Annotated in this window: 20 protein-coding genes and 1 pseudogene; 11 read left to right on the top strand and 10 right to left on the bottom strand. The window is 63.4% G+C overall.

The annotated features are described in order from the left end of the window. The first annotated feature begins 190 nt into the window (after positions 1–190). Positions 191–1,891 (top strand): methyl-accepting chemotaxis protein, encoded by a 1,701-nt coding sequence (locus tag ACH79_RS22320; protein WP_161856495.1) that lies wholly within the window; start codon positions 191–193, stop codon positions 1,889–1,891. Between the two features lie 145 nt (positions 1,892–2,036). On the opposite strand, the gene ACH79_RS22325 is transcribed toward ACH79_RS22320, so the two are convergent. Both ACH79_RS22325 and ACH79_RS22330 read right to left on the bottom strand, forming a co-directional pair. Beyond that, complete coding sequence (locus tag ACH79_RS22325; protein ID WP_161852924.1) at positions 2,037–3,551, bottom strand: acetyl-CoA acetyltransferase; 1,515 nt, start codon at positions 3,549–3,551, stop codon at positions 2,037–2,039. A gap of 135 nt (positions 3,552–3,686) precedes the next feature. After that, entirely contained in the window at positions 3,687–4,820 is a 1,134-nt protein-coding gene (locus ACH79_RS22330) for a nitronate monooxygenase (protein WP_161852925.1), read from the bottom strand. A gap of 221 nt (positions 4,821–5,041) precedes the next feature. On the opposite strand from ACH79_RS22330, the gene ACH79_RS22335 reads away from it, so the two are divergent. Further along, the gene (locus tag ACH79_RS22335; protein ID WP_161852926.1) at positions 5,042–6,700 is read left to right on the top strand and encodes an NAD(P)/FAD-dependent oxidoreductase; all 1,659 of its coding nucleotides are present in this window, start codon (positions 5,042–5,044) and stop codon (positions 6,698–6,700) included. 89 nt (positions 6,701–6,789) lie between these two features. On the opposite strand, the gene ACH79_RS22340 is transcribed toward ACH79_RS22335, so the two are convergent. Continuing rightward, complete coding sequence (locus ACH79_RS22340) at positions 6,790–7,941, bottom strand: aminotransferase class V-fold PLP-dependent enzyme (protein ID WP_161852927.1); 1,152 nt, start codon at positions 7,939–7,941, stop codon at positions 6,790–6,792. A 220-nt stretch (positions 7,942–8,161) separates the two neighbouring features. Between ACH79_RS22340 and yghU the strand changes: the two genes are divergently transcribed. Together yghU and ACH79_RS22350 are read left to right on the top strand one after the other, a co-directional pair. Further along, entirely contained in the window at positions 8,162–9,055 is an 894-nt protein-coding gene (gene yghU, locus ACH79_RS22345) for a glutathione-dependent disulfide-bond oxidoreductase (protein WP_161852928.1), read from the top strand. A gap of 24 nt (positions 9,056–9,079) precedes the next feature. Further along, a complete protein-coding gene (locus ACH79_RS22350; RefSeq protein ID WP_161852929.1) occupies positions 9,080–9,835 on the top strand; it encodes an alpha/beta fold hydrolase in 756 nt (251 codons plus the stop codon). An 85-nt stretch (positions 9,836–9,920) separates the two neighbouring features. Here the strand turns inward: ACH79_RS22350 and ACH79_RS22355 are convergent. From ACH79_RS22355 to ACH79_RS22370, 4 genes and pseudogenes are all read right to left on the bottom strand, one after another. Then, a pseudogene (locus tag ACH79_RS22355) lies at positions 9,921–10,542 on the bottom strand (flavin reductase family protein). A 261-nt stretch (positions 10,543–10,803) separates the two neighbouring features. Further along, a complete protein-coding gene (locus ACH79_RS22360; RefSeq protein ID WP_161852930.1) occupies positions 10,804–12,078 on the bottom strand; it encodes an acyl-CoA dehydrogenase family protein in 1,275 nt (424 codons plus the stop codon). 155 nt (positions 12,079–12,233) lie between these two features. Beyond that, positions 12,234–13,568 carry an amidohydrolase gene (locus tag ACH79_RS22365; RefSeq protein WP_161852931.1) on the bottom strand — a complete coding sequence of 445 codons (1,335 nt, stop codon included), beginning with the start codon at positions 13,566–13,568 and terminating at the stop codon, positions 12,234–12,236. Between the two features lie 119 nt (positions 13,569–13,687). After that, complete coding sequence (locus tag ACH79_RS22370) at positions 13,688–14,068, bottom strand: VOC family protein (protein WP_161852932.1); 381 nt, start codon at positions 14,066–14,068, stop codon at positions 13,688–13,690. A gap of 335 nt (positions 14,069–14,403) precedes the next feature. Between ACH79_RS22370 and htpX the strand changes: the two genes are divergently transcribed. After that, positions 14,404–15,345, top strand: coding sequence for a zinc metalloprotease HtpX (htpX, locus tag ACH79_RS22375; RefSeq protein ID WP_161852933.1), 942 nt, complete (start codon positions 14,404–14,406; stop codon positions 15,343–15,345). A gap of 176 nt (positions 15,346–15,521) precedes the next feature. Continuing rightward, positions 15,522–16,409: a LysR family transcriptional regulator gene (locus ACH79_RS22380; RefSeq protein ID WP_161852934.1), complete on the top strand. Its 888-nt coding sequence runs from the start codon at positions 15,522–15,524 to the stop codon at positions 16,407–16,409. A gap of 62 nt (positions 16,410–16,471) precedes the next feature. Here ACH79_RS22380 and ACH79_RS22385 read toward each other — a convergent pair whose 3' ends face one another. Both ACH79_RS22385 and ACH79_RS22390 read right to left on the bottom strand, forming a co-directional pair. Continuing rightward, the gene (locus ACH79_RS22385) at positions 16,472–17,890 is read right to left on the bottom strand and encodes an FAD-binding protein (RefSeq protein ID WP_246738065.1); all 1,419 of its coding nucleotides are present in this window, start codon (positions 17,888–17,890) and stop codon (positions 16,472–16,474) included. A gap of 393 nt (positions 17,891–18,283) precedes the next feature. Next, positions 18,284–19,063, bottom strand: a complete 780-nt coding sequence (locus ACH79_RS22390) for an SDR family NAD(P)-dependent oxidoreductase (RefSeq protein ID WP_161852936.1) — start codon at positions 19,061–19,063, stop codon at positions 18,284–18,286. Positions 19,064–19,224: 161 nt separating this feature from the next. On the opposite strand from ACH79_RS22390, the gene ACH79_RS22395 reads away from it, so the two are divergent. From ACH79_RS22395 to ACH79_RS22405, 3 genes are read left to right on the top strand one after another with little or no spacing between them, the layout of a single operon-like run. Continuing rightward, positions 19,225–20,016, top strand: a complete 792-nt coding sequence (locus tag ACH79_RS22395; RefSeq protein WP_161852937.1) for an enoyl-CoA hydratase/isomerase — start codon at positions 19,225–19,227, stop codon at positions 20,014–20,016. After that, positions 20,013–20,999, top strand: a complete 987-nt coding sequence (locus ACH79_RS22400) for a phosphotransferase family protein (RefSeq protein ID WP_161852938.1) — start codon at positions 20,013–20,015, stop codon at positions 20,997–20,999. Before ACH79_RS22395 ends, ACH79_RS22400 begins: the two co-directional genes overlap by 4 nt. Before the next feature lie 2 nt (positions 21,000–21,001). After that, positions 21,002–21,376, top strand: a complete 375-nt coding sequence (locus ACH79_RS22405; protein WP_161852939.1) for a DUF6285 domain-containing protein — start codon at positions 21,002–21,004, stop codon at positions 21,374–21,376. Positions 21,377–21,505: 129 nt separating this feature from the next. Here the strand turns inward: ACH79_RS22405 and ACH79_RS22410 are convergent, their stop codons facing one another. Then, the gene (locus ACH79_RS22410) at positions 21,506–22,285 is read right to left on the bottom strand and encodes an enoyl-CoA hydratase-related protein (protein ID WP_161852940.1); all 780 of its coding nucleotides are present in this window, start codon (positions 22,283–22,285) and stop codon (positions 21,506–21,508) included. Between the two features lie 222 nt (positions 22,286–22,507). On the opposite strand from ACH79_RS22410, the gene ACH79_RS22415 reads away from it, so the two are divergent. Both ACH79_RS22415 and ACH79_RS22420 read left to right on the top strand, forming a co-directional pair. After that, positions 22,508–23,782 (top strand): acyl-CoA dehydrogenase family protein, encoded by a 1,275-nt coding sequence (locus tag ACH79_RS22415; RefSeq protein ID WP_161852941.1) that lies wholly within the window; start codon positions 22,508–22,510, stop codon positions 23,780–23,782. A gap of 9 nt (positions 23,783–23,791) precedes the next feature. Continuing rightward, positions 23,792–24,262, top strand: a complete 471-nt coding sequence (locus ACH79_RS22420) for a GFA family protein (RefSeq protein ID WP_161852942.1) — start codon at positions 23,792–23,794, stop codon at positions 24,260–24,262. The last annotated feature ends 61 nt before the right edge of the window (positions 24,263–24,323 follow it).

Genomic DNA, 24,323 nt, shown 5'->3' on the forward strand with positions numbered 1-24,323 from the left:
GTGCTTCATCAGTGAGATCCCGCCATCTGCGTGTGGTGGGGAAGGTCATCGATCCCTATGGCCAAACGACCATCTGGGACTAGAGCACCGTAACGCGTTGGGTCCAGTGCTTCGGTGGTTTTGCCCAATTCCATTACGGATGGCTGTTCACTTTGCAATTGGTCAGCTTCGAACAGAATTGGAGTGTGAAATGTCCTGGCTCGATAGTCTCAAGATTGTCGTAAAGATCGGTCTGATCGTGGCCTTCCTGGGTATCGTGATGGTCGGAGAAACGCTCTTTGCGGCCCATCGCATGCGAGCAATGGACGACGCGAGCAACGATATCGTAACGCGGGTCGATAAATACACGACTCTGGCAACGCGCATGGGCCGCCGCGCCGAGAGCTATATTTCAGGGGCATTTCAGCTTGCAGTCGAGACAACGGACGCAGGCAACGCCAGATACCTCGCTCAAACCAGGGAAAGCGAGAAAGATTACAAAGCCGGCATGGCCGACGTGATGAAGAACATGCCCGAGAAGGCCTCCGCGATTCAGTCGGTTCTTGCAAGGTTCGACACTGCCTTCGCAGCCTGTGGCCCGGCGATCGAGTATGCGGCTACAACTACGACGCCGGAAGAAAACATGAAGGCCGCCGCACGCCTCAAGGCGGAATGCGTGCCATTGATGGAAAGCGCGATCGCAGGTCAAGTCAAACTGGTCGACGATCTGCTCGCCGATTCGAAGAGAGTGGCAGATGCCATGACCCTCGAAGCCAGCGCCTCAATCAATACCGTGCTGATTTCGGCCGGTGCGGGACTTTTGCTCAGCCTTGTCGGGGGGATGTGGATCGGCATCAGTGGGATGTCCCGGCCGATTGTGCGTCTGAAGGCCGCAATGGAGATCCTCGCTCGAAATGATTTTTCGACGGATGTTCCCGGCATGCACCGCCGCGACGAGATTGGCGAGATGGCCCGGAGCGTTGAAGTGTTCAAGGTGAATGGACTCGAAGTCGAGCGCCTGAAAGCCGAGCAGCAGGCGATCGAAAAGCAAACCGCCGCGCAGCGCAAGGCAGAGATGATGAAGCTTGCTGCTGGCTTCGAAGCAGCCGTGGGCGAGATCGTCGAAACCGTCTCGTCGGCGTCCACCGAGCTCGAAGCCTCTGCCAGCACGCTGACGGCAACCGCCGAACGCGCCCAGCAGGTGACGACCATGGTGGCCGCGGCCTCGGAAGAGGCGTCCACCAATGTCCAATCGGTTGCTTCAGCGACGGAAGAGCTGTCCTCTTCCGTCAACGAGATTAGCCGTCAGGTACAGGCATCGGCGCGGATGGCCGGCGAGGCCGTCGACCAGGCCCGCGTCACCAACGATCGCGTCAGCGAATTGTCTAAGGCGGCGGCCCGCATCGGCGACGTCGTCGAACTCATCAACACCATCGCCGGGCAAACCAATTTGTTGGCGCTCAACGCCACCATCGAGGCGGCGCGCGCCGGCGAAGCTGGCCGCGGCTTTGCTGTCGTGGCGTCGGAGGTAAAGGCGCTGGCCGAGCAGACCGCCAAGGCCACCGGCGAGATCGGCCAGCAGATCACCGGCATCCAGGGCGCCACCCAGGAGTCGGTCAGTGCGATCAAGGAGATCAGCGGCACCATCGAACGGCTGGCCGAGATCGCTTCGACGATCGCGGCCGCCGTGGAAGAGCAGGGCGCCGCCACTCAGGAAATCTCTCGCAACGTGCAGCAGGCGGCCGAAGGCACCCAGCAGGTCTCCGCCAACATCACCGACGTGCAGCGCGGCGCCGGCGAGACCGGCTCAGCCTCCGCGCAGGTGCTCTCAGCGGCGCAGTCGCTCTCCGCCAACAGCAATCGCCTCAAGCTCGAGGTCGGCAAGTTCCTCGATACGGTGCGGGCGGCGTAGGGGCGGCGCGGCTTCCAAAATAGGGGAGGGGCAGAGTTACTCCTTCGTCATGCTCGGGCTTGTCCCGGGCATCCACGTCTTACTTGCGTGTGGCGCCAAAGACGTGGATGGCCGGGACAAGCCCGGTCATGACGGAGCAGGACCGTCAGCTCACCCGCCACTCCAGCACGCCATCATCAGCGGCGACGATCGCGCCGACCGTCCCCACCGGCGTCTGGTCCATGTTCAGCAAATGCTTCAGCGTCTTCTCGTCATTGGCGGGGATGCGGGCCAGCGCCCGCGCGTCGGCCTCGGTGCGCAGCATCACTACGCCATGCTCGACGTCGCCCTTGGCCTTGTAGATCACGGTGAAGCTCTCGACCTTGCCCTTGCCCGAGGCCTCCGTGACGAACTCCGGTACCCTGCCGCGGTTGCGGTCGGCCTCGGCCTGGACGCTGGTGTCCTGTTTGAGAGTCTCTTTCGGCGCCTCGCGCGACAGCACCAGGCCGTGATGCTTGGTAACAAAGCCGCCCTGGCCGTAAAGCAGGCCGAGCTTGCCGCCCTTACGCAGGCTCCGCACCATCGCCACCGCCGCATGCGTCATGTAGGTGTTGAGCGGCGCGCCGAAAAAGGTGAGGCCACCAGTCACCGTCGGCTGCACGCCGGCACCCAAACCCAGCGTCCGACGCGCCATCTTGGGCACGCAGGGAAAGCAGCTATAGAGTTCGATCGCGTCGAACTTTTTGCCATCGCCCTCGACGAGGTCCATCACCGCCTTCAGCACGGCGTTCTGCGGGTGGCTCTCATAAAACTGATCGCGCACGAGGTAATCGCGCGGCTCTTCCGCCGAGGCGCCGCCGAGCGGATAGATCAGCCGCTGCTCGGGCACGCCGGCCGCGCGCGCTCTTGCGAGCGACGTCAGCAGGACCGCGGCGCCCATGTTCACGGTTGGATTGGCCACCATCAGCTTTGTATAGGGCCAGGCGATCAGCCGGTTCTCGGGCGTTGGCGTGGTGATTTCGTCCGGCGCAAAACGCCTCTTTAGCCATGAATTTTCATTCTCAGATGCAACCTTCGAGTAGGTCGACCAAAGCGCCCCGGACTCCGCCAGCGCCTCGCGCGGCGTCTGGCCCCAATGCGCCGAGGTGGCGGATTCATACAGGGGGTAGACGGTGATCGGCCTGAATACGCCGAGCTTCACCGCCATCGGTTTCTGGAACGCCGCGCCGCGCTTCGGCTCCTCGACGTCATGGGCGAACGGTGTCCACGGCAGCGAGATGCCGCCGCGCTCGGCCTTGGTCGCGGTCGATTGCGCTTCCGCGCCGCAGACCGCGGCCACGCTGCACTCGCCGCGCGCGATGCGTTGCGCCGCTTCGTGAATGTAGCGGATCGGGCTCTCGCCACCGACCGGCCCGTAGTAGCAATGCGCCGGATTGGCGCCGAGCCGCGCCGCCAATTGCTTCTCCGGGTCGAGGTAGCGCCAGCTCAGGAAATTGACCACGTCGAGCGAGCCGAGATCGCCGAGCAGCTTTGCGCCACTATCGGCTTCCGCACGCCGCACCGCCAGTTCGAGCAGTGCCATCGGCTCGAGGCCATCAGCGATATCCTTGGGCCGGTCGACGATTTCGCCGACGCCGACGATGACGGGAATGCGGTCTTCGGGGAGGGAAGTGCTTGGCATTTTTCCTTGTTTCGCTTTCTGGACATTCAAACTAGTAGGGTGGGCAAAGGCGCGTAGCGCCGTGCCCACCATCTAGCGTCTTGCTGGGAGGTGGTGGGCACGCTTCGCTTTGCCCACCCTACGGGAGTTTCGCAATCACTCCTCCATCAGCATATTCATGTGCTCCACCGCATCGGCAAAATCTTCCTTGAACTCCTGCACCACCGCGCCGGCCGATTTCACACTGTCGATCAGGCCGACGCCCTGTCCGACAAAGTAGCTGACGAGATCGCGCGCCTGCGCATTGCCGGCCGCGGCGGCGCGGTCGATCGAGTTGAAGGCGTCGCGGCTGATGATGCTTTGCAGCGGCATCGGCAACGCGCCGGGGCTGTCCGGTCCGCGGTCCCACGCATCCGTCCATACCGAGCGCAATTGCCGCGCCGGCTTGCCGGTACGACCCTTGGAGCGCACCGCATCGCGCGAGGAGGCCGCGATCATCTTTTCGCGGAAGATTTCCGTGGTCTCGGATTCCACCGTCGCCAGCCACACCGATCCGGTCCAGGCGCCGGCCGCGCCCATCGCCATGCACGCCGCCATCTGCCGCCCCATCATGATGCCGCCCGCGGCCAGCACCGGCACGTCGCGCACCGGCCTGATCGCCTTGATCACTTCGGGCACCAGCACCATGGTCGAGACCTCGCCGCAATGGCCGCCGGCCTCGGTGCCTTGCGCCACCAAAATATCGACACCGGCTGCGACCTGCCGCAGCGCGTGCTCTTTCGAACCAACCAACGCCGCCACCGGCACGCCATGCTTGCGGCCCATGTCGATCATCTGCTTCGGCGGCACGCCGAGCGCGTTCGCGATCAACTTGATCGGGTGACGGAACGAAACCTCGAGCACATCAAGCGCACGCTGCGCGTCAAACGGCTGCGGCTGGTTGTCGGCGACATTGGTCGTTGTCAATTCGACGCCGTATTTCTTCAGGAGGTTGCGGGTGAAGTCGCGATGCTGCGGCGAGATACGCGCTTCCAGGCTCTTCCAGGTGACGTCCTTTTCACCCGCGGTCGAAATGTTCTCGGGAATCAGCACGTCTAGTCCGTACGGCTTGCCGTCGGCGTGGTCGTCAATCCATTTCAGTTCCTGCTCGATGGTTTCAGGCGAATGCGCAGTCGCGCCCAGCACGCCAAACCCGCCGGCGCGGCTGACGGCGGCCACCACGTCGCGGCAATGGCTGAAGGCGAGCAGGGGGAATTCTATACCCAGCATGTCGCAGATCGGCGATTTCATGGCTTGTCCTCCCGGTGGCAGCATTCCAGATTGCTGCTCGGCTTTCCGCGAGACGCTAGCCCATCGGAGGCTTGCATGCCAAGCGGCCTTGCCCCTTGCCATGAGGAGCAAACATTCCACCGCGCAAAATATGCAATGCCATGCCGCCGATTTGCGTCTTGCGCTTTGACGCTATCGAGAGAATGCTGACGGGCAAACAGATAATCTTTCAGGGAGCCTTCATGTCCGCCACGCCTTCCGTTACCGCCAAATCGTCCGAGAGCTACGACGTCGTCGTGGTCGGTGCGGGCTTTGCCGGCATGTACATGCTGCACCGGTTGCGCGGGCAGGGAATGACGGCGCGGGTCTACGAGCAGGGCTCGGGCGTCGGCGGCACCTGGTACTGGAACCGCTATCCCGGTGCGCGCTGCGACGTCGAGAGCATGCAGTACTCCTATTCGTTTTCGGAAGAGCTGCAACAGGAATGGGACTGGAGCGAGCGTTACGCGCCGCAGCCCGAGATTTTGAAATACGCCAATCACGTCGCCGATCGCTTCGATTTGCGAAGGGACATCCAGTTCAATACCCGCGTCGAGCGCGCCGCGTTCGACGAGGCAACCAATCTCTGGTCGGTCTCGACCTCCGACGGCAGGCGAGTGACGGCGAAATTCGTCGTACTCGCCACCGGCTGCCTGTCGAACGCTCGGATGCCTGACATCAAGGGCCTCGATCGCTTCAAGGGCCGGGTCTATCACACCGGCCACTGGCCGCATGAGGAAGTCGATTTCACGGGCCAGCGCGTCGGCGTGATCGGCACGGGATCATCGGGCATCCAGTCGGTGCCCGTCATCGCCGAGCAGGCGAGCCAGCTCACGGTATTCCAGCGCACGGCGAACTTTTCCGTTCCCGCCCGCAATGCGCCGCTGACGCAGGAAGAGCGGCAGAAGTTTCGCGACAACTATCCCGAGATCAGGCGCTTTGCGCGCGAAGTCGCGAAGAACGGCATCTATACCGAGATGCCGGACCGCGGCGCGCTCGATGACGGCGGCAACGAGCGCCGCGCGAAATACGAGGCGCGCTGGAATCGTGGCGGGCTCACCTTTATGTCGGTCTACAACAACCTCGCGCTCGACAAGGCCGCCAACGACACCGCCGCCGATTTTGTCCGCGAAAAAATCGCCGAGATCGTCAAAGACCCGGAAACGGCGACGCTGTTGCAGCCGAACAACCATCCGATCGGCTCCAAACGCATCTGCATCGACACGGATTATTTCGCGACCTTCAACCGCCCGAACGTGACGCTGGTCGACATCAAATCGAATCCGATCGAAGAGATCACGGAAAGCGCCGTGCGCGTGGCGGGCAGGGATTACGAAGTCGATGCACTCGTGCTCGCGACCGGCTTTGACGCGATGACGGGCTCGGTGGCGAAGATCGACATCACGGGCCGCGGCGGGCAGACGCTCAACCGAAAATGGGCCGCGGGCCCGCGCACCTATCTCGGCCTGATGAGCGCCGGCTTTCCCAACCTCTTCGTTGTCACCGGCCCCGGCAGCCCATCGGTGCTGTCGAACATGATCGTCTCGATCGAGCAGCATGTCGACTGGATCACCGACTGCATGGCCTATATGCGCGACCGCGGCCTCGACACGATGGAGGCGACGGTCGACGCGGAGGATAAGTGGGTTGCCCACGTCAACGAGGTCGCCGCCACCACGCTCTATCCTCAGGCCAATTCCTGGTACATGGGCGCCAACGTCCCCGGCAAGCCGCGCATCTTCATGCCCTATATCGGCGGCGTCGGGCCCTACCGGCAGATCTGCAACGATGTGGCGGCAAAGGGCTATGAGGGCTTTGTGATGGAGCGGGCGGAAGCGCCGCGAGAGATGGCGGCGTCATAAGCTCCCGTAGGGTGGGCAAAGCGAAGCGTGCCCACCATCACGAGCCGAACATTGGAGGTGGGCACGCTGCGCTTTGCCCACCCTACAAGTCAGCCGCGCAGCCGCCGCGCCAACGCCTCAACGAACCGATCGACATCAGTCTCGTCATTGTACACGTGGGGCGAGATGCGCATGCGTCCCAGGCGCGGCGCGACATAGACGCCCTCGCTTGCCAATCCTTCGACAAGGCCCGCCGGCATCCCGCCCTTGAAGGCGAGGCTCAGAATATGCGGGCTGCGCAGACGGACGTCGGGCACGCTGACGCCGATGCCGCGCACGCCCGCCGCGATCCGCTCCGTCAGCATCGTGAGGCGTTGCTCGATGGCGGGCGCTCCCCATTCGACCATCATCTCCATGCCGATCGAGGCCATCTCCATCGAGATGAAATAATCGCGTTCGCCCATGTCGTAGCGACGGGCATCGCCGACGTAACTGGGGTCGGTGAAATAGACCGCGTTCTCGGCGCGCACGTTGCGGCGGCCGGACGCGGTCTGCTCCAGCGGGATTCCGCCTTGATGGCGTTTTGCAACATAGAGAAAGGCGCGGCCGTAAGGGCCGAGCAGCCATTTATAGGTCGGGAAGATAACGAAATCCGGGTCAAGGCGCTTCACGTCGGTCGTCAGCACGCCGGTGCTCTGCGTCGCGTCGACAAGGAAGGCAGCGCCCTGTCGCCGCAGCGCCGCGCCGGCCTTCTCGACATCGATTAGGCCGCCGTCCGACCAGTGCACCGATGAGATCGAGGCCAGGCTGACCGGCGGGGCGCCGGATCGTTCGATCGCGGCAAGCACCGCCGACGTCCAGTCGCCATCGTCAGGTTGCCGAACCGTCTCGACGGAAAACCCTTCCGCCTCGGCCCGGGTCTGCCATTCGAGCACCGGCGAGGAGTGATCGTTTTCCAGCACGATCACGCGCGTGCCGCGGGCGATCGGCAGTATCTTCGCGGCGGTCGCAACGCCGTAACTGACCGAGGGGATCAGCGCGATATCGGAAGCCTCGGCATTGATCAGCCGGGCGGCAGCAAGGCGCGCGCGCTCATTCTGCTGGCTGGCGAAGGAGGCCTCGAGCGTCCACGGTGTGCCCTTGCGGAGAACCGCGGCGCGCCCGGCCTCCAGGGTTCGAAGCGGCAGCGGGCTGTAAGAGGCGGCATTGAGGTAGCAAATCTGGCGCGGTATCTCGAACAAGGCGCGCTGTGATGGGAGCATCTGGAGGATCTCTGCTGTAGCGATCCATCCATTATGGCCGATCTCGACTACGCCAGCCACAGAAGCATTGCTCCGAGTACACCTGCGGCCGGGGCCCATCACGTAGATCTGTAGGGTAGGCAAAGCGGAGTGTGGCCACCATATTCAACACGCACATTTGCGTGGTAGGCATGGCGCAGGCGCGCCTCTGCCCACCCTGCGGCTCCGGAGATAAAAAGAAATGACCGACGCCCCCGTCAACGATCCCGCCGAATACACCCCGCCAAAAGTCTGGACCTGGAACAAGGAAAGCGGCGGCCGCTTCGCCGCCATCAACCGTCCGATCGCGGGCCCCACGCATGAGGCGGAGTTGCCTGTCGGCCGCCATCCGTTCCAGCTCTATTCGCTGGCGACGCCGAACGGCGTCAAGGTCACCGTGATGTTCGAGGAGCTTCTGGCCGCCGGTCACAGCGGCGCGGAATACGACGCCTGGTTGATCAAGATCGACGGCAACCAGTTCGGCAGCGGCTTTGTCTCGGTCAATCCGAACTCGAAGATCCCTGCGCTGATGGATCGCAGCGGACCGACGCCAATCCGGGTGTTTGAATCAGGCGCGATCCTGATGCATCTGGCCGAAAAGTTTGGCGCGTTCCTGCCGGCCGGCGGCGAGGCGCGGGCGGAGTGCCTGTCATGGCTGTTCTGGCAGATGGGCAGCGCGCCGTTTCTCGGCGGCGGTTTTGGCCATTTCTATGCCTATGCGCCGACCAAGATCGAATACGCCATCGACCGCTACGCCATGGAGGTGAAGCGCCAGCTCGATGTGCTCGATCGGCGCCTGGCCGACAACGAGTTTCTCGCAGGCAAGGACTACACGATCGCCGACATGGCGACATGGCCGTGGTACGGCGCATTGGCAAAAGGTCTGGTCTATGGCGCCGGCGAATTTTTGTCGGTGCACGAGTACAAGAATGTGCAGCGCTGGACCGACGCGATCGCCAAGCGTCCGGCGGTGAAGCGCGGGCGCATGGTCAATCGCATCTCCGGCGATCCGGCCAGCCAGTTGCACGAGCGGCACGAGGCCAGCGATTTCGATACGAAGACGCAGGACAAGATCGGCGAGACCGCCAAGACGTAAAGCGCCGGAAGAGGGAAGACCGCCATGAGCTTTTTCGAAAAAGGCGCCGTTCGTATCCATTATGAGGAAGCCGGCTCCGGCTTCCCGCTGCTCCTGATCGCCGGCGGCGGGCTGAACTCGAACATATCCGGCATCACCGGCGATTATCCGCCGTTCAACGCCATCCAGGAATTCGGCGGCGAGTACCGTTGCGTCGCCTACGACCTGCGCAACGCGCCGCCCGGCCAGTCCTCCGGCCCGCTTGAAATCGACCGCCCCTGGGATTCCCACACCGACGATCAACTCGCGCTGATGGACCATCTCGGCTTCGAAAAATTCATGGTGCTGGGTTTCTGCATCGGCGGTCCCCTGATCTGGAATCTGATCAAGCGTGCGCCGGACCGTGTGGTTGCCGCCGTGCTGGCGATGCCCTCAGGCTCGCGTCCCGAAATGCGTGATCTGTTCTACAACAACAACATGACCGGCTGGGCGCCGGAGCTGACAAAGCGCCGGCCCGACATCACGATGGAGCAGGCCGAAAAATTCCTGACGCGGATGTATCGCACCGATCCCGATTTCGTCTTCACGGTGACGCGCGACTTCGTCCGCCAATGTCAGACGCCGGTGCTGATCCTGCCCGACGATATCCCGGCGCATCCCTATGCGGTCGCGATGGAAAGCGCAATGCTGGCGCCGAATGCGGAAGTGAGTTTGTTTCCGTGGAAGGAGCCGAAGGAGCGCGTGCCGCTCGCGGTGCGCCAGATCCGGTCTTTCCTCCGCGCGCACCGGCCGCCGTCATAGTCCGTAGGATGGGTGGAGCGAAGCGATACCCATCAGCATCACGAACGGTATTGATGGGTATCGCTGCGCTCCACCCATCCTACGTCTACACCGCCGTCTTCGTCCCCTCAGCCGGCGGAAACACCACACGGTCATCCGTACGGGCAGTAGCGGTCCGCGAACATGCGACCGATCTGATGATAGCGCTCCATGTGCACGCGCATCGCGGCGTGGTCCCACAATTCGTCGCGGATGTGAAAGTGGATGCCTTCGCCCATCACCAGCAGCCGGTCGCCGTTGACGTCGATCTCCTTCCAGGTCTTGCACTCCATCGCAAACGGCGCATCGGCGAGCCGCGGCACGACGATCTTGGTTGAGGGCGCGAGTTTGAGGTTCAGATAGTCCGGCTCGCCGATATCGGGCGGAAAATCGCCGCTGGATTCATGCATCGCTTGCGCCAGGGGCTCGTCGGTCATGTTGACCACGAACTCGTTAGTCCGCCGGATGTTGATCACGGTGTCCTTGACGCGCCCGTCGGGTCGCAGATTCGCGGCGAACATGCAGAGCGGCGGATCCTCGCAGAACACGTTGAAGAAGCTGAACGGCGCCGCGTTGACGACGCCGGTCGGACCGAGCGAAGTCACCCACGCGATCGGCCGCGGCAGCACAAAGGAGGTGAGCACCTTGTAACGCTCGCGGGGTTTGAGGTCGCCGGGATCGTATTGCATGTAAGGAGCTCCGCGTAGGGTGGGCAAAGCGCAGCGTGCCCACCATTTTGCGCGGGCGCAAGGTGTGGCGGGCACGGCGCTTGCGCGCCTTTGCCACCCTACGACTGTTTCGGCGGAGGTCCTTGCCTCGCCCCGCTTGCGGGGAGAGGTCGCTCGGCAGCGCTCTTGCGCGCCTGAGCGCGGCGGGTGAGGGGGACTCTCCGCGAGTCGAATGCGTGGTGAGAGCCCCTCACCCCGTGAAGAACGGGGAGAGGGGAGAAGTTACGGCATGCTCAGCTCGTGCCGTCCGACCACCATCCAGTGCACTTCATCCGGGCCGTCAGCGAAGCGGAGGTGGCGGACGTCCTGGTACATTTCGCCGAGCGGGCTCCATTGCGAAATGCCGGTGGCGCCGTGCATCTGGATCGCCTGATCGATGATCTTGCAGGTGCGCTCCGGCACCATGGCCTTCACCATGCTGACCCAGATCCGGGCCTCCTTGTTGCCGAGCACGTCCATGGCTTTCGCGGCCTTCAGCACCATCAGCCGCATCGCCTCGATCTCGCAGCGCGCCTGTGCGATGATCTGCAGATTGCCGCCGAGATGGGCGATCTTCTTGCCGAAGGCTTCACGGGTGAGGCCGCGCGACACCATCAGGTCGAGCGCCTTTTCCGCCTTGCCGATGGTGCGCATGCAGTGATGGATGCGGCCCGGCCCTAGACGGACCTGCGAGATTTCGAAGCCGCGGCCTTCGCCGAGCAGAATGTTCTCCTTCGGCACCCGGCAATTGGTGAAGCGCAAGTGCATGTGGCCGCGCGGCGCGTGATCGTGGCCGAACACGTGCATCGGCCCGAGAATTTCCACGCCGGGCGTGTCGATCGGCACCAGGATCTGCGATTGCTGCTTGCTCGGCGGTGCGTCGGGATTGGTCTTCACCATCACGATCATGATCTTGCAGCGCGGATCGCCGGCGCCGGAGATGTAATACTTTTCGCCGTTGATCACCCATTCGTCGCCGACGAGCTTTGCCGTGGTCGAGATGTTCTTGGCATCGGAGGAGGCGACGTTCGGCTCGGTCATCGCATAGGCCGAGCGGATCTCGCCGGCCAGCAGCGGCTTCAGCCATTTCTCCTTCTGCGCCTTGGTGCCGACGCGCTCCAACACTTCCATGTTGCCGGTGTCCGGCGCCGAGCAGTTCATGGTCTCCGAGGCCAGAGGATTCTTCGCCAGCTCCACCGCGATATAGGCGTAGTCGAGATTCTTCAGGCCTTCGCCGGTCTCGGCATCGGGCAGGAAGAAGTTCCAGAGCCCTTCTTCCTTGGCCTTGTCCTTGGCCTTCTGCAGCACCGCGAGCTGCTCCGGCGTAAAGCTCCAGCGATCCTTCTTGGCCTCGCCAAGCCGCATGAACTCGACCGACATCGGATCGACGGTTTCGCGGATGAATTTTTTGACGTGCTCGTACAGCGGCCGGACCTCGTCCGACATGCGCAAATCGTTCAGTTCCTCGCCCGGATTGAGATTGTAGGTCGTCGTTCGCGGGATGTAGGCGTGTTTCATGGATTATTTCCTCCCATTGGCGCAGGGATCGTGGATCCCGCGGACGCGCGCTCGGCTCGTTGGCCGGCAATGTAGACGGCGGGAAGGGGCTTGTACAAGCGCGAGCGGAGGGACGCGATTTTCCGCCTCATGGGAAGCGGCGCCGCGGCCGCTTCTCACTTCCGCCGCGCCTTCTGGTCGAACGCGCTGAGCACCGCGAGCGTCATCGCGGTGATGCCGGTCTCGATGGTCGGCCTCGGCACCGGTGCGAACAGCGGCGAATGATTGGACGGTATCGGTGGTCCGCCGTTGCGTGCTGCGTCGATGCGTTCCTGGTCATAGACGCCGATGTTGAACATCATCGATGGCACGCCGGCGGCAGCGAATTCGGAGAAATCCTCGCTGGCGGTCCCTGGCGGCGAAACCCTGAACTTGTCGCCAAATACCGTCTTCAGCGCATCAGCAGCGGTGGCGACCACATCGGGATCGTTCATGACGGGTTTGGCCCCCTCGGCGATCTTGATATCGGGCGCGGGTGCGCCTGACATGGCGGCAGCGGCCTTTGCCGTTCGTTCAATTCCGGCATGCAGCTTGGCGCGAACCTCGGGCTTGTAGGAGCGAATGGTTCCGGAGATCTGCACGGAGTCGGGAATGATATTTCCAGCGGTGCCGCCGTGAATGGCGCCGATGCTCACGACGCCGAATTCAGTTGGATCCTTTTCCCGGCTGATCACGCTTTGTACGTCGACGATGAACCGCGCCGCAATCGTAACGGGATCGACGGTCGTGTGCGGCGCCGAGCCATGACCGCCACGGCCGTGGAATGTCACCTCGAGGCTGTCGGCGGCAGACGTGCCGACCCCGGTACGATAGAAGACCGTGCCATGAGAGAATGGGCCCGCATGCAGGGCAAAGGCGACGTCGGGCTTGGGAAAGCGCGTGAACAGGCCATGCGCAATCATGGCACGGGCGCCGGCCACAATCTCTTCCGCCGGCTGGGCGATGAACATCAGCGTGCCGCGCCATTGGTCCTTCAGGCCAAGCAGCGTCTTCGCCGTTCCGACCCAGCTCGCCATGTGGATGTCGTGACCGCAGCTATGGGCGACGAACACTTCCCGCCCGTTCCAGTTGGCCTTGTCGCGGCTCGCATATTCGAGTCCGGTCTTTTCCTCCATCGGCAGCGCATCGAGTTCGGTGCGCACCATGATGGTGGGGCCATCGCCATTTTTGTAAATCGCGACTAGCCCGGTCTTGCCGACGTTCTCGGTGACGTCGAAGCCGAGCGCGCGCATTTCCGCGGCGAGCCTGGCGGCGGTCTTCACCTCCTGAAAGGCAAGCTCCGGGTGGGCGTGGATATCCTTGTAGAGCGCGTCGAGTTTTGGATAATCGCTTTCGATCGAGGCCTGGATCGCCTTCTTCAGTTGGGCGGCGTCGAGTTCTGCATGGGCCGGCAGCGAGGTAGCTGCGAATAAGGTGACGGCTGCAGCCAACGAGTTGACAAATCGATTCATGCCCGGGCTCCTTCGATTGCGCTGCAATGCGTGGTCAAAGTCACTGGCTCGTCATGCTCGGGGCAAAAGCGCGAAGCGCGTCTTCGCGCAGATGTCCCGGCCATGACGGAGAAGGGAAGCTACGCCGGCATCCGGTGCATGGCGCAGATCTTGTTGCCGTCGAGATCGCGCAGATAGGCGAGGTAGAGTTTGCCGCCTGCACCTTCGCGAATGCCCGGCGGATTTTCGCAGGTGGTGCCGCCATTGGCGATGCCGGCCGCATGCCATGCGTCGGCCTGTTCGGGTGAATCCGCCGCAAAGCCGATGGTGCCGCCATTGGCAGGCGTGGCGGCCTGACCGTTGATCGGCTTGGTCACCGAGAACACGCCGGTCTTGGTGAAGTAAAAGATCCGGTGCCCATCGACCTTGGCCGGCCGCACGCCGAGCGTGCCGAGCAACGCGTCGTAGAACGCCTTGGCCTTTTCGAGGTCGTTGGTGCCGATCATGACATGCGAGAACATTAGTCAATTCCTCCCAGTTTTTCCGACGAACAAGCGCGATTGCTCGGCGCTTCACTTTCGCTGGGCGGAACAAACCCTGCGCGCTGTCCGTTGCCGGCAATGTAGACGGCGGTGTTGGCATTGTACAAGGAGGCGCGGGGCAACCGTGGGGAAGCCACGAAAACCAGCCGGGGTTGTGCAGATTACATTCCAGTAATCCGGCTGGAGGGGGGCGGTTTCCACCGGTCAAACGCGGCGCCTCGACGCACCCCGGTATCTTGCAGCGCCACCAGGGGAATTCTTACCTCTGGGATGCCAGTCACGGCCTCCGCCGTGGGCGGGCTAAGGAGACGACAATGAGCTATCTGAAGACTGCCATTCTTTTGGCCGGTCTTACCGGCCTCTTCATGGGCGTCGGCTATCTGATCGGCGGCGCCACCGGTGCGATGATCGCGCTCGTGATCGCGGCCGCCACCAACATATTTGCCTACTGGAATTCCGACCGCATGGTGCTGTCGATGTACGGCGCCCATGAGGTCGACCGGAATAGCGCGCCCGACCTCGTTCATCTCGTGGCCGAGCTCGCCGGCCGCGCCGGCCTGCCGATGCCGCGCGTGTTCGTGATGGACGAGGCGCAGCCCAATGCGTTCGCCACCGGCCGCAATCCGCAAAACGCCGCGGTCGCCGTCACCACGGGCCTGATGCAACAGCTCAGCCGCGAGGAGCTCGCCGGCGTGATCGCGCACGAGCTCGCGCACATCAAGAACCACGACACGCTCTTGATGACCATTACCGCGACCATCGCCGGTGCGATCTCGATGCTGGCGCAGTTCGGCATGTTCTTCGGCGGCAACCGCGACAACAATCACGGCCCCGGCATCATCGGCTCGATCGCCATGATGATCCTGGCGCCGCTCGGCGCCATGCTGGTGCAGATGGCGATCAGCCGGACCCGCGAATACGCCGCCGACGATCTCGGCGCGCGCATCTGCGGTCAGCCGATGTGGCTGGCGTCGGCCTTGAGCAAGATCGCGGGTGCCGCACATGTCGTGCCGAACCCGGAAGCCGAGCGCAATCCGGCAACCGCGCACATGTTCATCATCAACCCGCTGTCGGGGCAGGGCATGGACAATCTGTTCACGACGCACCCCTCGACCGAGAACCGCATCGCCGCGCTGCAGCAGCTCGCGGCGCAGATGGGCGCGCAAGGCGGAACGCTTTCCGTCAACGACCGCGGTAACTACCCGCGCCGCGGCCCGTGGGGCCGCACCTCCGCTTCGCGCGGTCCATGGGGCTAAGCCGATAGAGCAGAGACCCGCCGCTGTCACCAGCGGCGGGTTTTGCTGCGCCGGCAATCATCCGATGCCGATTTACTTCGCTCACCGTGCGTCGCGACCTCATGCTGATGAAACCCGGATGGAGCGATCGTGCTTGTCCCCATTGTGATACAGCATCGCAAAAGAGGGATCCCGGCATGGAACGGTTGGACGACCTCGAAACATTCGTGGCCGTGGTCGAGAAGGGCAGTCAGGCCGCCGCGGCGCGCCACCTTAGACGTCCACTGCAATCCCTCAACCGCTCGCTGATCGCCCTGGAACGCGCCGTCGGCGTCGAGCTCATCAAGCGCACGACGCGACGATCGGAGCCGACGGAAGCCGGGCGAATGTTCTACGAGCGCATCAAGCCGGCCGTTGCCGAAATCATCGCGGCGCGGAACGAAGCTGCCAACATCCGCGGCGAGGTCTCGGGTCCGCTGAAGATCGGCGCGCCGGTGCTGTTCGCCTCGTCCTATGTCGCGCCGATCATTGGCCGCTTTCTAAAGCTCTATCCGAACGTCGAGATCGAGCTGAAGGCAGCTGACGATCAGGTCGATCTTGTTGCTGATGGCCTCGACATGGCGGTGCGGATCGGTGAGTCCGTCGATGAACAGCTGACCGCGCGCCGGCTACAGGCGCTGCGGGTCGTGACGTGTGGTACGCCGGCCTACCTCGCGGAGCATGGCACCCCGAAACACCCAGATGAGCTCGGAAGCCATCACTGCGTGCTGCGCGCGGGCGGGGCCGACAAATGGCCGTTTCGCGTCGGCGGCAAGCTGCAGGCGGTCCGGGTTTCCGGCCGCTTTCACTCCAACAGCGCTGCGGCGATCCGCGCGGTGGCCGGCGAAGGCATCGGCCTCGCGCAACTGCCGCTCTGGCAAATCAGAGAACTCGTCGAGCAAGGCACGCTTTTGATCGTGCTGGCTGAATTCGAGACCGAAGGCATGCCGATCCAGCTTGTCTGGCCGCCGACGAAAGCACCGCTGGAGCGGATGCGGCGCTTCGCCGATTTCCTGGCGAACGGTCTCAAGACCGAATTGCTCTAGCGCATGATCCGAAAAAGTGGACACCGGTTTTTCGATAAGACCATGCGCAAACCAAAGAGCCGTTAGAAGATACCGTAGCCCGGCGTGAGCAAATTGGCAGGATCGAGGCGCTGCTTGCTCTCGCTGAATCGCGGCCAGCTCGATCCGAAATGATCCTTCCAGTCGCCGTGCGACATCGGAAAGGCGCCGACCGGATACTGCAGGCCGCCGGCGCTGCGGATGCGATCGTAAAGCACGCGATTCTGCGCGACCATCCGCTGCGCCGCGGCCGCATCGTTCGACGCCGGCATGCGGATGACGTTGAACGGGAAGACGATGCTCTCGTCGGGCAGCCGAAATAGCGGCGTGCGGCACGCGCGCGTCAGCATCGGATAGCAGGTGATCCGTCCGAACGGTCCGACATCCGCATCGGTCAATCCGGCAAGGACGTCGCGCGCGATTTGTTCCGCGTTGCGGGCGTGCAGGAACGTCAGCAACCAGGGTTTTGGCGTGGCCCACTGGCCCTTCGATCGGAGCAGGGCTTCGAATTTTGCAAATGCGGCGGCGTCTTCGCCATAGGTCAGGTCGGTTATTACGGCGGCGCTGCGCGTGTCCGATAGAATCTTGAGCAGAGCTGCGTCGTCCGGAAGACGGTCCTCGTTGTAGTAGACGGCCGCGTCAAGCTGGTATCGCCAGCCGCCGGCGCTGTCGGGAAGGATTGCTCCCTGCAACTGGTCGAAGCGTTCTTCCGCCAAGACGCGTCGCTGGTCGGCCATGAGCTCGGTCAGGCCAAGATAGAACAGTTGAAAGCGGCGCACGCGCTCCGGAGCACGCTGCAGGCGCAGGGTCGCGCGCGTGATGATGCCGCACTGGCCGAGCCCGGCCCGAACGGCGTCAAAAGCATTCGGGTTCGATGTCGCCGAACAGGTCAGTTCCTGTCCGTCTCCGGTGACCACGTCGAATTCGAGAACGTTGTCGGTTTGCATGCCATGCCGGGAGGAGGCACCGCCGATCCCGCCGACCGCCAGTGTGCCGCCGACCGACAGGCCGAGATAGTTGGTCAGCACCGGCGGCGTCAGGCCTTGCGCGAGCGTGGCGTCGAGCACGCTTTTCCAGGTGGCGCCGGCCTCGACCACAATGCGGTCCGGCCGCAGCTCGCGGATCGAACCGAGCCTGCCCATGTCGATCACGATGCCGTCTTCGCTCAGCGAGCGGCCGTAGATCGAATGGCCCTGACCGCGCGCCGCAACCTTCAGCCCCTCGCTTCTCGCCAGGCGCAACAGGCTGGCGACCTCCGCACTGGAAACCGGCTGCGCCACCGCGCGCGGCTCGCGATGGATCAGGCGGCCGAAATCCCCGCTTGCCTCGCTGCGAGCGCTGTCGCGCGACGGCATTTCGGCGGCATCGGCCTGCGCGGCGGCGGTCAGGCCGTAGGTATGCGAAGTAACGGCGGCGGCGATGCCGAGGCCGGTACCCAGGAATGTGCGTCTGTCTGACGTCATCAAGCGATCGTCCATCGCGCGGCTGAAAGGCGGACTTGGCCGGACTATGGAGCGAAGCTGGCTACGATGTTTTCAGGACACAATTGCCGCCCGGCGCGATGGAGCTTCCCGCAAACCGGGATAGTGCCGACTCTCTCGTCCCGTCGTTGCGAGAAAAGGCGACGAAGCAATCCATGCATCCGTTATGCCGTGCGATAGATTGCTTCCGCCTTCGCTAAAGCTACGGCGGACAAGTCGCTGCGATCGCAATGGCGGGGAGAGAGCGCGAGCCTGCATCCTTCGAGACGCGCGTTCCGCGCTCCTCAGGATGAGGAGAGATGTTGGCCCCTCATGGTGAGGAGCGCGGCAAAGCCGCGCGTCTCGAACCATGTGGCCGCGATGCCGCCGCGTACCTCAAAACGCCGTATACCCGCCATCGATCACAAAACAATCCGCCGTATGATACGACGAAGCCTTGCTCATGAGGTACACGGCGATGCCGCCGAAATCGGTCGGTTCGCCGAAGCGGCGCACGGGAATGCGCGGCATCACGTTGGCGACGAACTTGTCGTTGGCCATGATGCCGGCGGTCATGTCGCTCTTAATCCAGCCGGGCAGGATCGCATTTGCGGTGACGCCGTGGTGCGCAAGTTCGACGGCGAGCGCGCGGCACAGCGCGTTCAGCGCCGCTTTCGTGCCGGCGTAATGCTCGTTGCGGGCGGTGCCGAACAGCGAGGCGAGGCTGGAGGTCGCGACCAGCCGGCCGAATCTGTCGCCACCTTCCGCGCGTTCGGTCATGTGACGCGCCGCAGCCTGAAACACGTGGAAGACGCCGTCGAGATTGGTCGCGAACATTTTTCGCCATTCCTCCTCGGTGCGGTCGATGAAGGCACGGCGTCCTCCGCCGCCGATACCGGCATTGGCAAAGCAGCCGTCGACGCGGCCGAACGTGTCGAGCGTTGCCTTCATCGCGGCCTTGACGGAGGCGGGATCGGAGACGTCGCAGATCTCTGTATGAACCTTGCCTGGGCCGGCCGACATGGTCGCGGCCGCGGCCTTGTTCTTGTCCGCGTTGCGGCCCCAGATCGAGACGTTGCAGCCGGCAGCGTTCAGTGCCTGTGCGATACCGAGGCCGATACCGCCATTGCCGCCCGTGATGATGGCCGTGCGGCCGGTGAGGTCAAAGATGCTCATGGGATGTTTCCAATTTGTTGGGTAGCAGACTTGCGCCCGGTGGCGGGCAGATGTTCTGGCGCAAGCATGGACAACGCCATCAGGAAAATCAAATATGGGTACGACATCATCAGGTCTTCCGCGCAGCGAAATAGCGCGTAAACACAAGTTAAGAGGAAACAATGCAATTCAAGCACGTCACGCTCGATTTCGACGGCCCGGTTGCCGTTCTCAAGCTCGACCATCAGGAGGTCATGAACGCGGTCTCGATGGACACGCTGGGCGGTCTCGGCGAGGCGCTCGATGCGATCGAGGAGAAGCGGGAGGAAGTCCGCTGCGTCGTGCTGACCGGCGCGGGGCGCGCCTTCTGCACCGGTGCCAATCTGCAGGGGCGCAACAACCAGAAGCCCGGCAAGAGCAATGCCGGACAATCGCTGGAAATCGGCTTTCACCCGTTCCTGCGCCGTATTCGCCGGCTGCATTGCCCGCTCGTCACCGCCGTCAACGGTCCCGCCGCCGGCGCCGGGATGAGTTTTGCATTGATGGGCGACATGATCCTGTGCGCCCGCTCGTCCTACTTTCTACAGGCGTTCCGCCGCATCGGCCTGGTGCCGGATTGCGGCTCGACCTGGCTGCTGCCGCGGATGATCGGCAAGGCGCGTTCGGTTGAGCTGTCCTTGATGGGCGAACGGCTGCCGGCAGAGAAGGCGCTGGAATGGGGCCTCGTCAACCGCGTCTATGACGATGCGGTTTTGATGGAAGAGGCGATGAAGCTCGCGCATGAGCTCGCCAATGGTCCCACGATTGCGCTGTCGCTGATCCGAAAGCTTTATTGGGACAGCCCGGAAAATTCCTTCGAGGAACAGCTCAACCTCGAATTCGAATCGCAACGCATCGCCGGCGCGGCGGAGGATTTCAAGGAAGGCGTCACCGCTTTCCTGGAAAAGCGCCCGGCCAAGTTCAAAGGCAAATGATCGAGGCCCAACTCGGCCGCTGCGTCGCCTTCTGGTATCCGGGAGCGACCGGCGTGACCGGCGCCGCAAAACTCTCCGGCGGCGCCAGCCAGGAGACCTGGACGTTCGACATTGTGCATCCGGGCGGCAATGTCGGCGCCATCCTGCGCCGCGCGCCGCCAGGATTTGGCGCGTCGCCGGGGCGGGCCGCCGGGCTCGATGCCGAAGCGACGCTGATGCAACTCGCGCATGATGCCGGCCTGCCGTCACCGCGAGTGATGCACGTGCTGAAGCCGGAAGACGAACTCGGCCGCGGCTTCATCATGCAACGCATCGAGGGCGAGACCATCGCGCGCAAGATTCTGCGTGACGAGCAATTTGCCAAAGCGCGACCGATATTGGCGCGGCAGTTGGGCAGGGTGATCGCGGGCATCCATGGCCTGCCGGCGGCAAAACTGCCGAAGCTGCGCGAGATGAGTGCGACCAAGGAGATCGCCGACCTCGAGCGCGAATACCGCAGCTTCAACTGGCCGCGGCCGGTATTCGAACTGGCGTTGCGCTGGCTGCGCGAGCGCGATCCCGGACCGTCGCAGGAGGTGACGCTGGTGCATGGCGATTTCCGCCACGGCAACCTCATCATCGGCCCCGATGGCGTTCGTGCCGTGCTGGACTGGGAGCTCGCGCATTTCGGCGACCCGATGGAGGATCTCGGCTGGATCTGCGTCAATTCCTGGCGCTTCGGCGAGATCGACAAGCCGGTCGGCGGCTTTGGCACGCGCGAGGACCTGTTCGCAGGTTATGAGGAAGCCGGCCGCAAGGTCGATGCTAGCAGAGTGATGTTCTGGGAAGTGATGGGCACGCTGCGCTGGGGCATCATGTGCTGCGGCATGATGCAGCGTTTTCGTGCGGGCCCCGACCATTCGATGGAGCGCGCCATGATCGGGCGGCGCTCGTCGGAGACGGAAATCGATTTGTTACGACTGCTGGCTCCGAGAGGAGGGTAAAGATGCAGGACGAACCCACTCCCACCGAACTGATCAAGGCGGTCGCGGACTTCCTCCGCAACGAGATCGCACCGGGGATCAAGGGCCACAACGCCTTCAAGCTCCGCGTCGGCATCAACGCGCTGGATCTCGTGACGCGGCAACTAGCGCTGGAGCAGGGGAGCGATGCCGCGGAAGCTGTGCGGCTGAAGCAGTTGCTTAGCTCGGATGGCTCGCTGTTCGAGTTGAATCGCGCGTTGTCGGACAAGATTGCAACAGGCGAAGTCGATCTGCAGACGCCGGGCCTCGCCGAACACCTCTGGCAGACGACCATGGACAAGCTCGCCGTCGACCAGCCGAACTACGCGTCGTACAAAAGGGAGTTGGGGAATCAGTAGCTCGGATGTCACCCGGTCGTCATGCCCGGGCTTGTCCCGGGCATCCACGTCTTTGTCTACGAGAAGCAAGACGTAGATGGCCGGGACAAGCCCGGCCATGACGGAGAAGCTGTTAGGCGCAAAGAAGCCTTACCGCCCCAGCCACTTCGGCGGTCGCTTTTCGGCAAACGCCTTCGGCCCCTCGATGTAGTCCTGCGAGGCCGCCATCGCCTTCACGGCCGGATACTCCCGCTGCTCGGCGATCGCCTGTTCCAGCGATCCGTCAAGCCCGCGCTGGATGGCCTGCTTGGAAGCGCGGATCGACATCGGCGAATTCTTGCAGATCGTCTCCGCCCAGCGCTCGGCCGCCGCAAGCGCTTCACCGACGGGAACCACCTCGTTCACAAAACCGAGCTCGAGGCCCTCCTTCGCCGAGACGTGGCGGGCGGTCAGGATCATGCCCATGGCGCGCTTCAGCCCGATCTGCCGCGGCAGCCGGTGCACGCCGCCGGCGAGCGCGGCGAGGCCGACGCGGGGCTCGGGCAGGGCGAAGGTCGCATTCTCCGCGGCGATGATCAGATCGCAAGCCAGCGCGATCTCAAAACCGCCGCCCATCGCGACGCCGTTGACGGCGGCGATGATCGGTTTGTCGCAGTCGAAGCGCGAGGTGAGGCCGGCGAAGCCGCCCTTGTCCCAGCCGCGCTTACCTCCTGCCGCCTGCCATTTCAGGTCGTTGCCGGCGCAGAACGCCTTGTCGCCGGCGCCGGTAACGATCGCGACCCATTGCTCGGGATCGGCCGAGAAATCGTCGAACACCTTGTTGAGCTCAAAATGCGCGTCGATATGCAACGCATTGTACACTTCCGGCCGCGACAGCGTGATGATCGTGATCGGCCCCTTGCGCGTCACCTCTGAGAATTTCAGGTCCATGTTGGCTCCCGTTTCGATTTTCTGCGGAGAAGAATATTGGCCGCGATCATAGCGCGAGGCGCGCGCCTGAAACCATCCAATTACGCAAGGCCCCCGCGCAAGCCAAGGTCAATTCCGTTGCTTGACTTGGACGCGGTCTTCTCAGCTAAATCGATCCCAGCAGGAGCGCCGCGTAGCGCCTAAACGCAAAAGCAATAAACGACATTTCCGGGAGAGACCGCCTTGGATTTCAACCTGCCTGCCGACCTCACAGCCTATCTCGACGAACTCGACCGCTTCATCGTCCGCGAGATCAAGCCGCTGGAAGAGGCCGACGACAACATCCGCTTCTTCGATCATCGCCGCGAATGGGCGCGTACCGATTTCGAGAACGGCGGTCTGCCGCGGCATGAATGGGAAGCGTTGCTGCGCAAGGCCAAAAATCTCGCCGACGCCGCCGGTCATCTGCGCTTCGCGATCCCGAGGCGCTACGGCGGCAAGGACGGTTCCAACCTCTGGATGGCCGTGATCCGCGAACATTTCGCTTCAAAGGGTCTCGGCCTGCACAACGATCTGCAGAACGAACATTCGATCGTCGGCAACCTGCCGCTCGTCACCATGCTCGACCGCTACGGCACCGACGAGCAGAAGGCGATGATTGAAGGCTCGATAACAGGCAAATATCGCATTACGTTCGGCCTCACCGAGCCCGACCATGGTTCCGATGCGACGCATATGGAAACCAGGGCGGTGCAGTCGACCCGCGACAACGTCAAGGGCTGGATCATCAACGGCCAGAAGATGTGGACCACCGGCATGCATGTCGCCACCCATTGCGCGCTGTTTGCGCGGACGTCAGGCAATGACGGCGATGCCCGCGGCATCACCTGTTTTCTGGTGCCGGCGAAGAGCGAGGGCGTGAAGGTCGAGGAATACATGTGGACCTTCAACATGCCGACGGATCATCCGCGCGTCAGCTTCACCGATGTGTTCGTGCCTGACGATGCGCTGTTCGGCGAAATCGGGCGCGGCCTGTCGCTCGCGCAATGTTTTGTGCACGAGAACCGCATCCGGCAGGCGGCGAGTTCGCTGGGCGCGGCGGTCTACTGCATCAACGAAAGCGTCAAATACGCGCGTGAGCGAAAGCCGTTTGGCAAGGCGCTGGCCGAGAACCAGGCGATCCAGTGGCCGCTGGTAGAGCTTGCGACACAGGCGGAAATGCTGCGGCTATTGATCCGCAAGACCGCCTGGGAGATGGACCAGCTCACCCAGGCCCAGGTCGAGCACACGCTGTCCGATCGGGTGTCGATGTGCAACTACTGGGCAAACCGCCTGTGCTGCGAAGCCGCCGACCGCGCCATGCAGGTGCATGGCGGCATGGGCTATTCGCGCCACAAGCCGTTCGAGCACATCTACCGCCACCACCGCCGCTACCGCATCACCGAAGGCAGCGAGGAAATTCAGAAGCGGAAGGTGGCGGGATTCCTGTTCGGTTATATGGGGGCCGGGAAGCATTAGGAGCAAACCATGGAAGGTGGATGCGCCTGCGGACATATCCGCTATCGCCTGACCGGCAGGCCGCTGATCGTCAACGCCTGCCATTGCACGTGGTGCCAGCGCGAGACTGGCACCGTGCACGCGCTCAACGCGGTGTACGAGTTTGACCGGGTTGAGCACCTCAAGGCCGAGCCTGAGATCATCGATACGCCCTCGGCCAGCGGCAAGGGCCAGCGCATCGCGCGCTGTCCAATTTGCAAGGTCGCCATCTGGAGCAACTATCCCGGGGCGGGGCCGGCGATGCGCTTCGTGCGCGTCGGCACGTTGGACGACCCGTCGCAATGCCCGCCGGACGTGCACATCTTCACGTCCACCAAGCAGCCCTGGTTGACGTTGCCGCCGAACGCCAAGGTGTTCGCCGAGTTCTACGATATCAACGAGGTCTGGTCGGAAGAAGCCAAGACGCGCCGCCGCGCGCTGCGCGAGCGGATGAAGAAATAGCCATTGCTGCTATCACCGTCATTGCGAGGAGCGAAGCGACGAAGCAATCCATGGTGCCGCG

This window comes from Bradyrhizobium sp. CCBAU 051011, from assembly GCF_009930815.1.
Taxonomy (GTDB): Bacteria; Pseudomonadota; Alphaproteobacteria; order Rhizobiales; family Xanthobacteraceae; genus Bradyrhizobium.

What these genes read in the sequence shown, in the direction of transcription:
- ACH79_RS22410 (WP_161852940.1), bottom strand. Translation starts at nt 22,285, where the DNA reads ATGGACCTGAAATTCTCAGAGGTGACGCGCAAGGGGCCGATCACGATC.
- ACH79_RS22335 (WP_161852926.1), top strand. Translation starts at nt 5,042, where the DNA reads ATGTCCGCCACGCCTTCCGTTACCGCCAAATCGTCCGAGAGCTACGAC.
- ACH79_RS22365 (WP_161852931.1), bottom strand. Translation starts at nt 13,568, where the DNA reads ATGAATCGATTTGTCAACTCGTTGGCTGCAGCCGTCACCTTATTCGCA.
- htpX (WP_161852933.1), top strand. Translation starts at nt 14,404, where the DNA reads ATGAGCTATCTGAAGACTGCCATTCTTTTGGCCGGTCTTACCGGCCTC.
- ACH79_RS22390 (WP_161852936.1), bottom strand. Translation starts at nt 19,063, where the DNA reads ATGAGCATCTTTGACCTCACCGGCCGCACGGCCATCATCACGGGCGGC.
- ACH79_RS22400 (WP_161852938.1), top strand. Translation starts at nt 20,013, where the DNA reads ATGATCGAGGCCCAACTCGGCCGCTGCGTCGCCTTCTGGTATCCGGGA.
- ACH79_RS22330 (WP_161852925.1), bottom strand. Translation starts at nt 4,820, where the DNA reads ATGAAATCGCCGATCTGCGACATGCTGGGTATAGAATTCCCCCTGCTC.
- ACH79_RS22325 (WP_161852924.1), bottom strand. Translation starts at nt 3,551, where the DNA reads ATGCCAAGCACTTCCCTCCCCGAAGACCGCATTCCCGTCATCGTCGGC.
- ACH79_RS22385 (WP_246738065.1), bottom strand. Translation starts at nt 17,890, where the DNA reads ATGACGTCAGACAGACGCACATTCCTGGGTACCGGCCTCGGCATCGCC.
- ACH79_RS22350 (WP_161852929.1), top strand. Translation starts at nt 9,080, where the DNA reads ATGAGCTTTTTCGAAAAAGGCGCCGTTCGTATCCATTATGAGGAAGCC.
- yghU (WP_161852928.1), top strand. Translation starts at nt 8,162, where the DNA reads ATGACCGACGCCCCCGTCAACGATCCCGCCGAATACACCCCGCCAAAA.
- ACH79_RS22370 (WP_161852932.1), bottom strand. Translation starts at nt 14,068, where the DNA reads ATGTTCTCGCATGTCATGATCGGCACCAACGACCTCGAAAAGGCCAAG.
- ACH79_RS22395 (WP_161852937.1), top strand. Translation starts at nt 19,225, where the DNA reads ATGCAATTCAAGCACGTCACGCTCGATTTCGACGGCCCGGTTGCCGTT.
- ACH79_RS22340 (WP_161852927.1), bottom strand. Translation starts at nt 7,941, where the DNA reads ATGCTCCCATCACAGCGCGCCTTGTTCGAGATACCGCGCCAGATTTGC.
- ACH79_RS22320 (WP_161856495.1), top strand. Translation starts at nt 191, where the DNA reads ATGTCCTGGCTCGATAGTCTCAAGATTGTCGTAAAGATCGGTCTGATC.
- ACH79_RS22360 (WP_161852930.1), bottom strand. Translation starts at nt 12,078, where the DNA reads ATGAAACACGCCTACATCCCGCGAACGACGACCTACAATCTCAATCCG.
- ACH79_RS22380 (WP_161852934.1), top strand. Translation starts at nt 15,522, where the DNA reads ATGGAACGGTTGGACGACCTCGAAACATTCGTGGCCGTGGTCGAGAAG.
- ACH79_RS22420 (WP_161852942.1), top strand. Translation starts at nt 23,792, where the DNA reads ATGGAAGGTGGATGCGCCTGCGGACATATCCGCTATCGCCTGACCGGC.
- ACH79_RS22405 (WP_161852939.1), top strand. Translation starts at nt 21,002, where the DNA reads ATGCAGGACGAACCCACTCCCACCGAACTGATCAAGGCGGTCGCGGAC.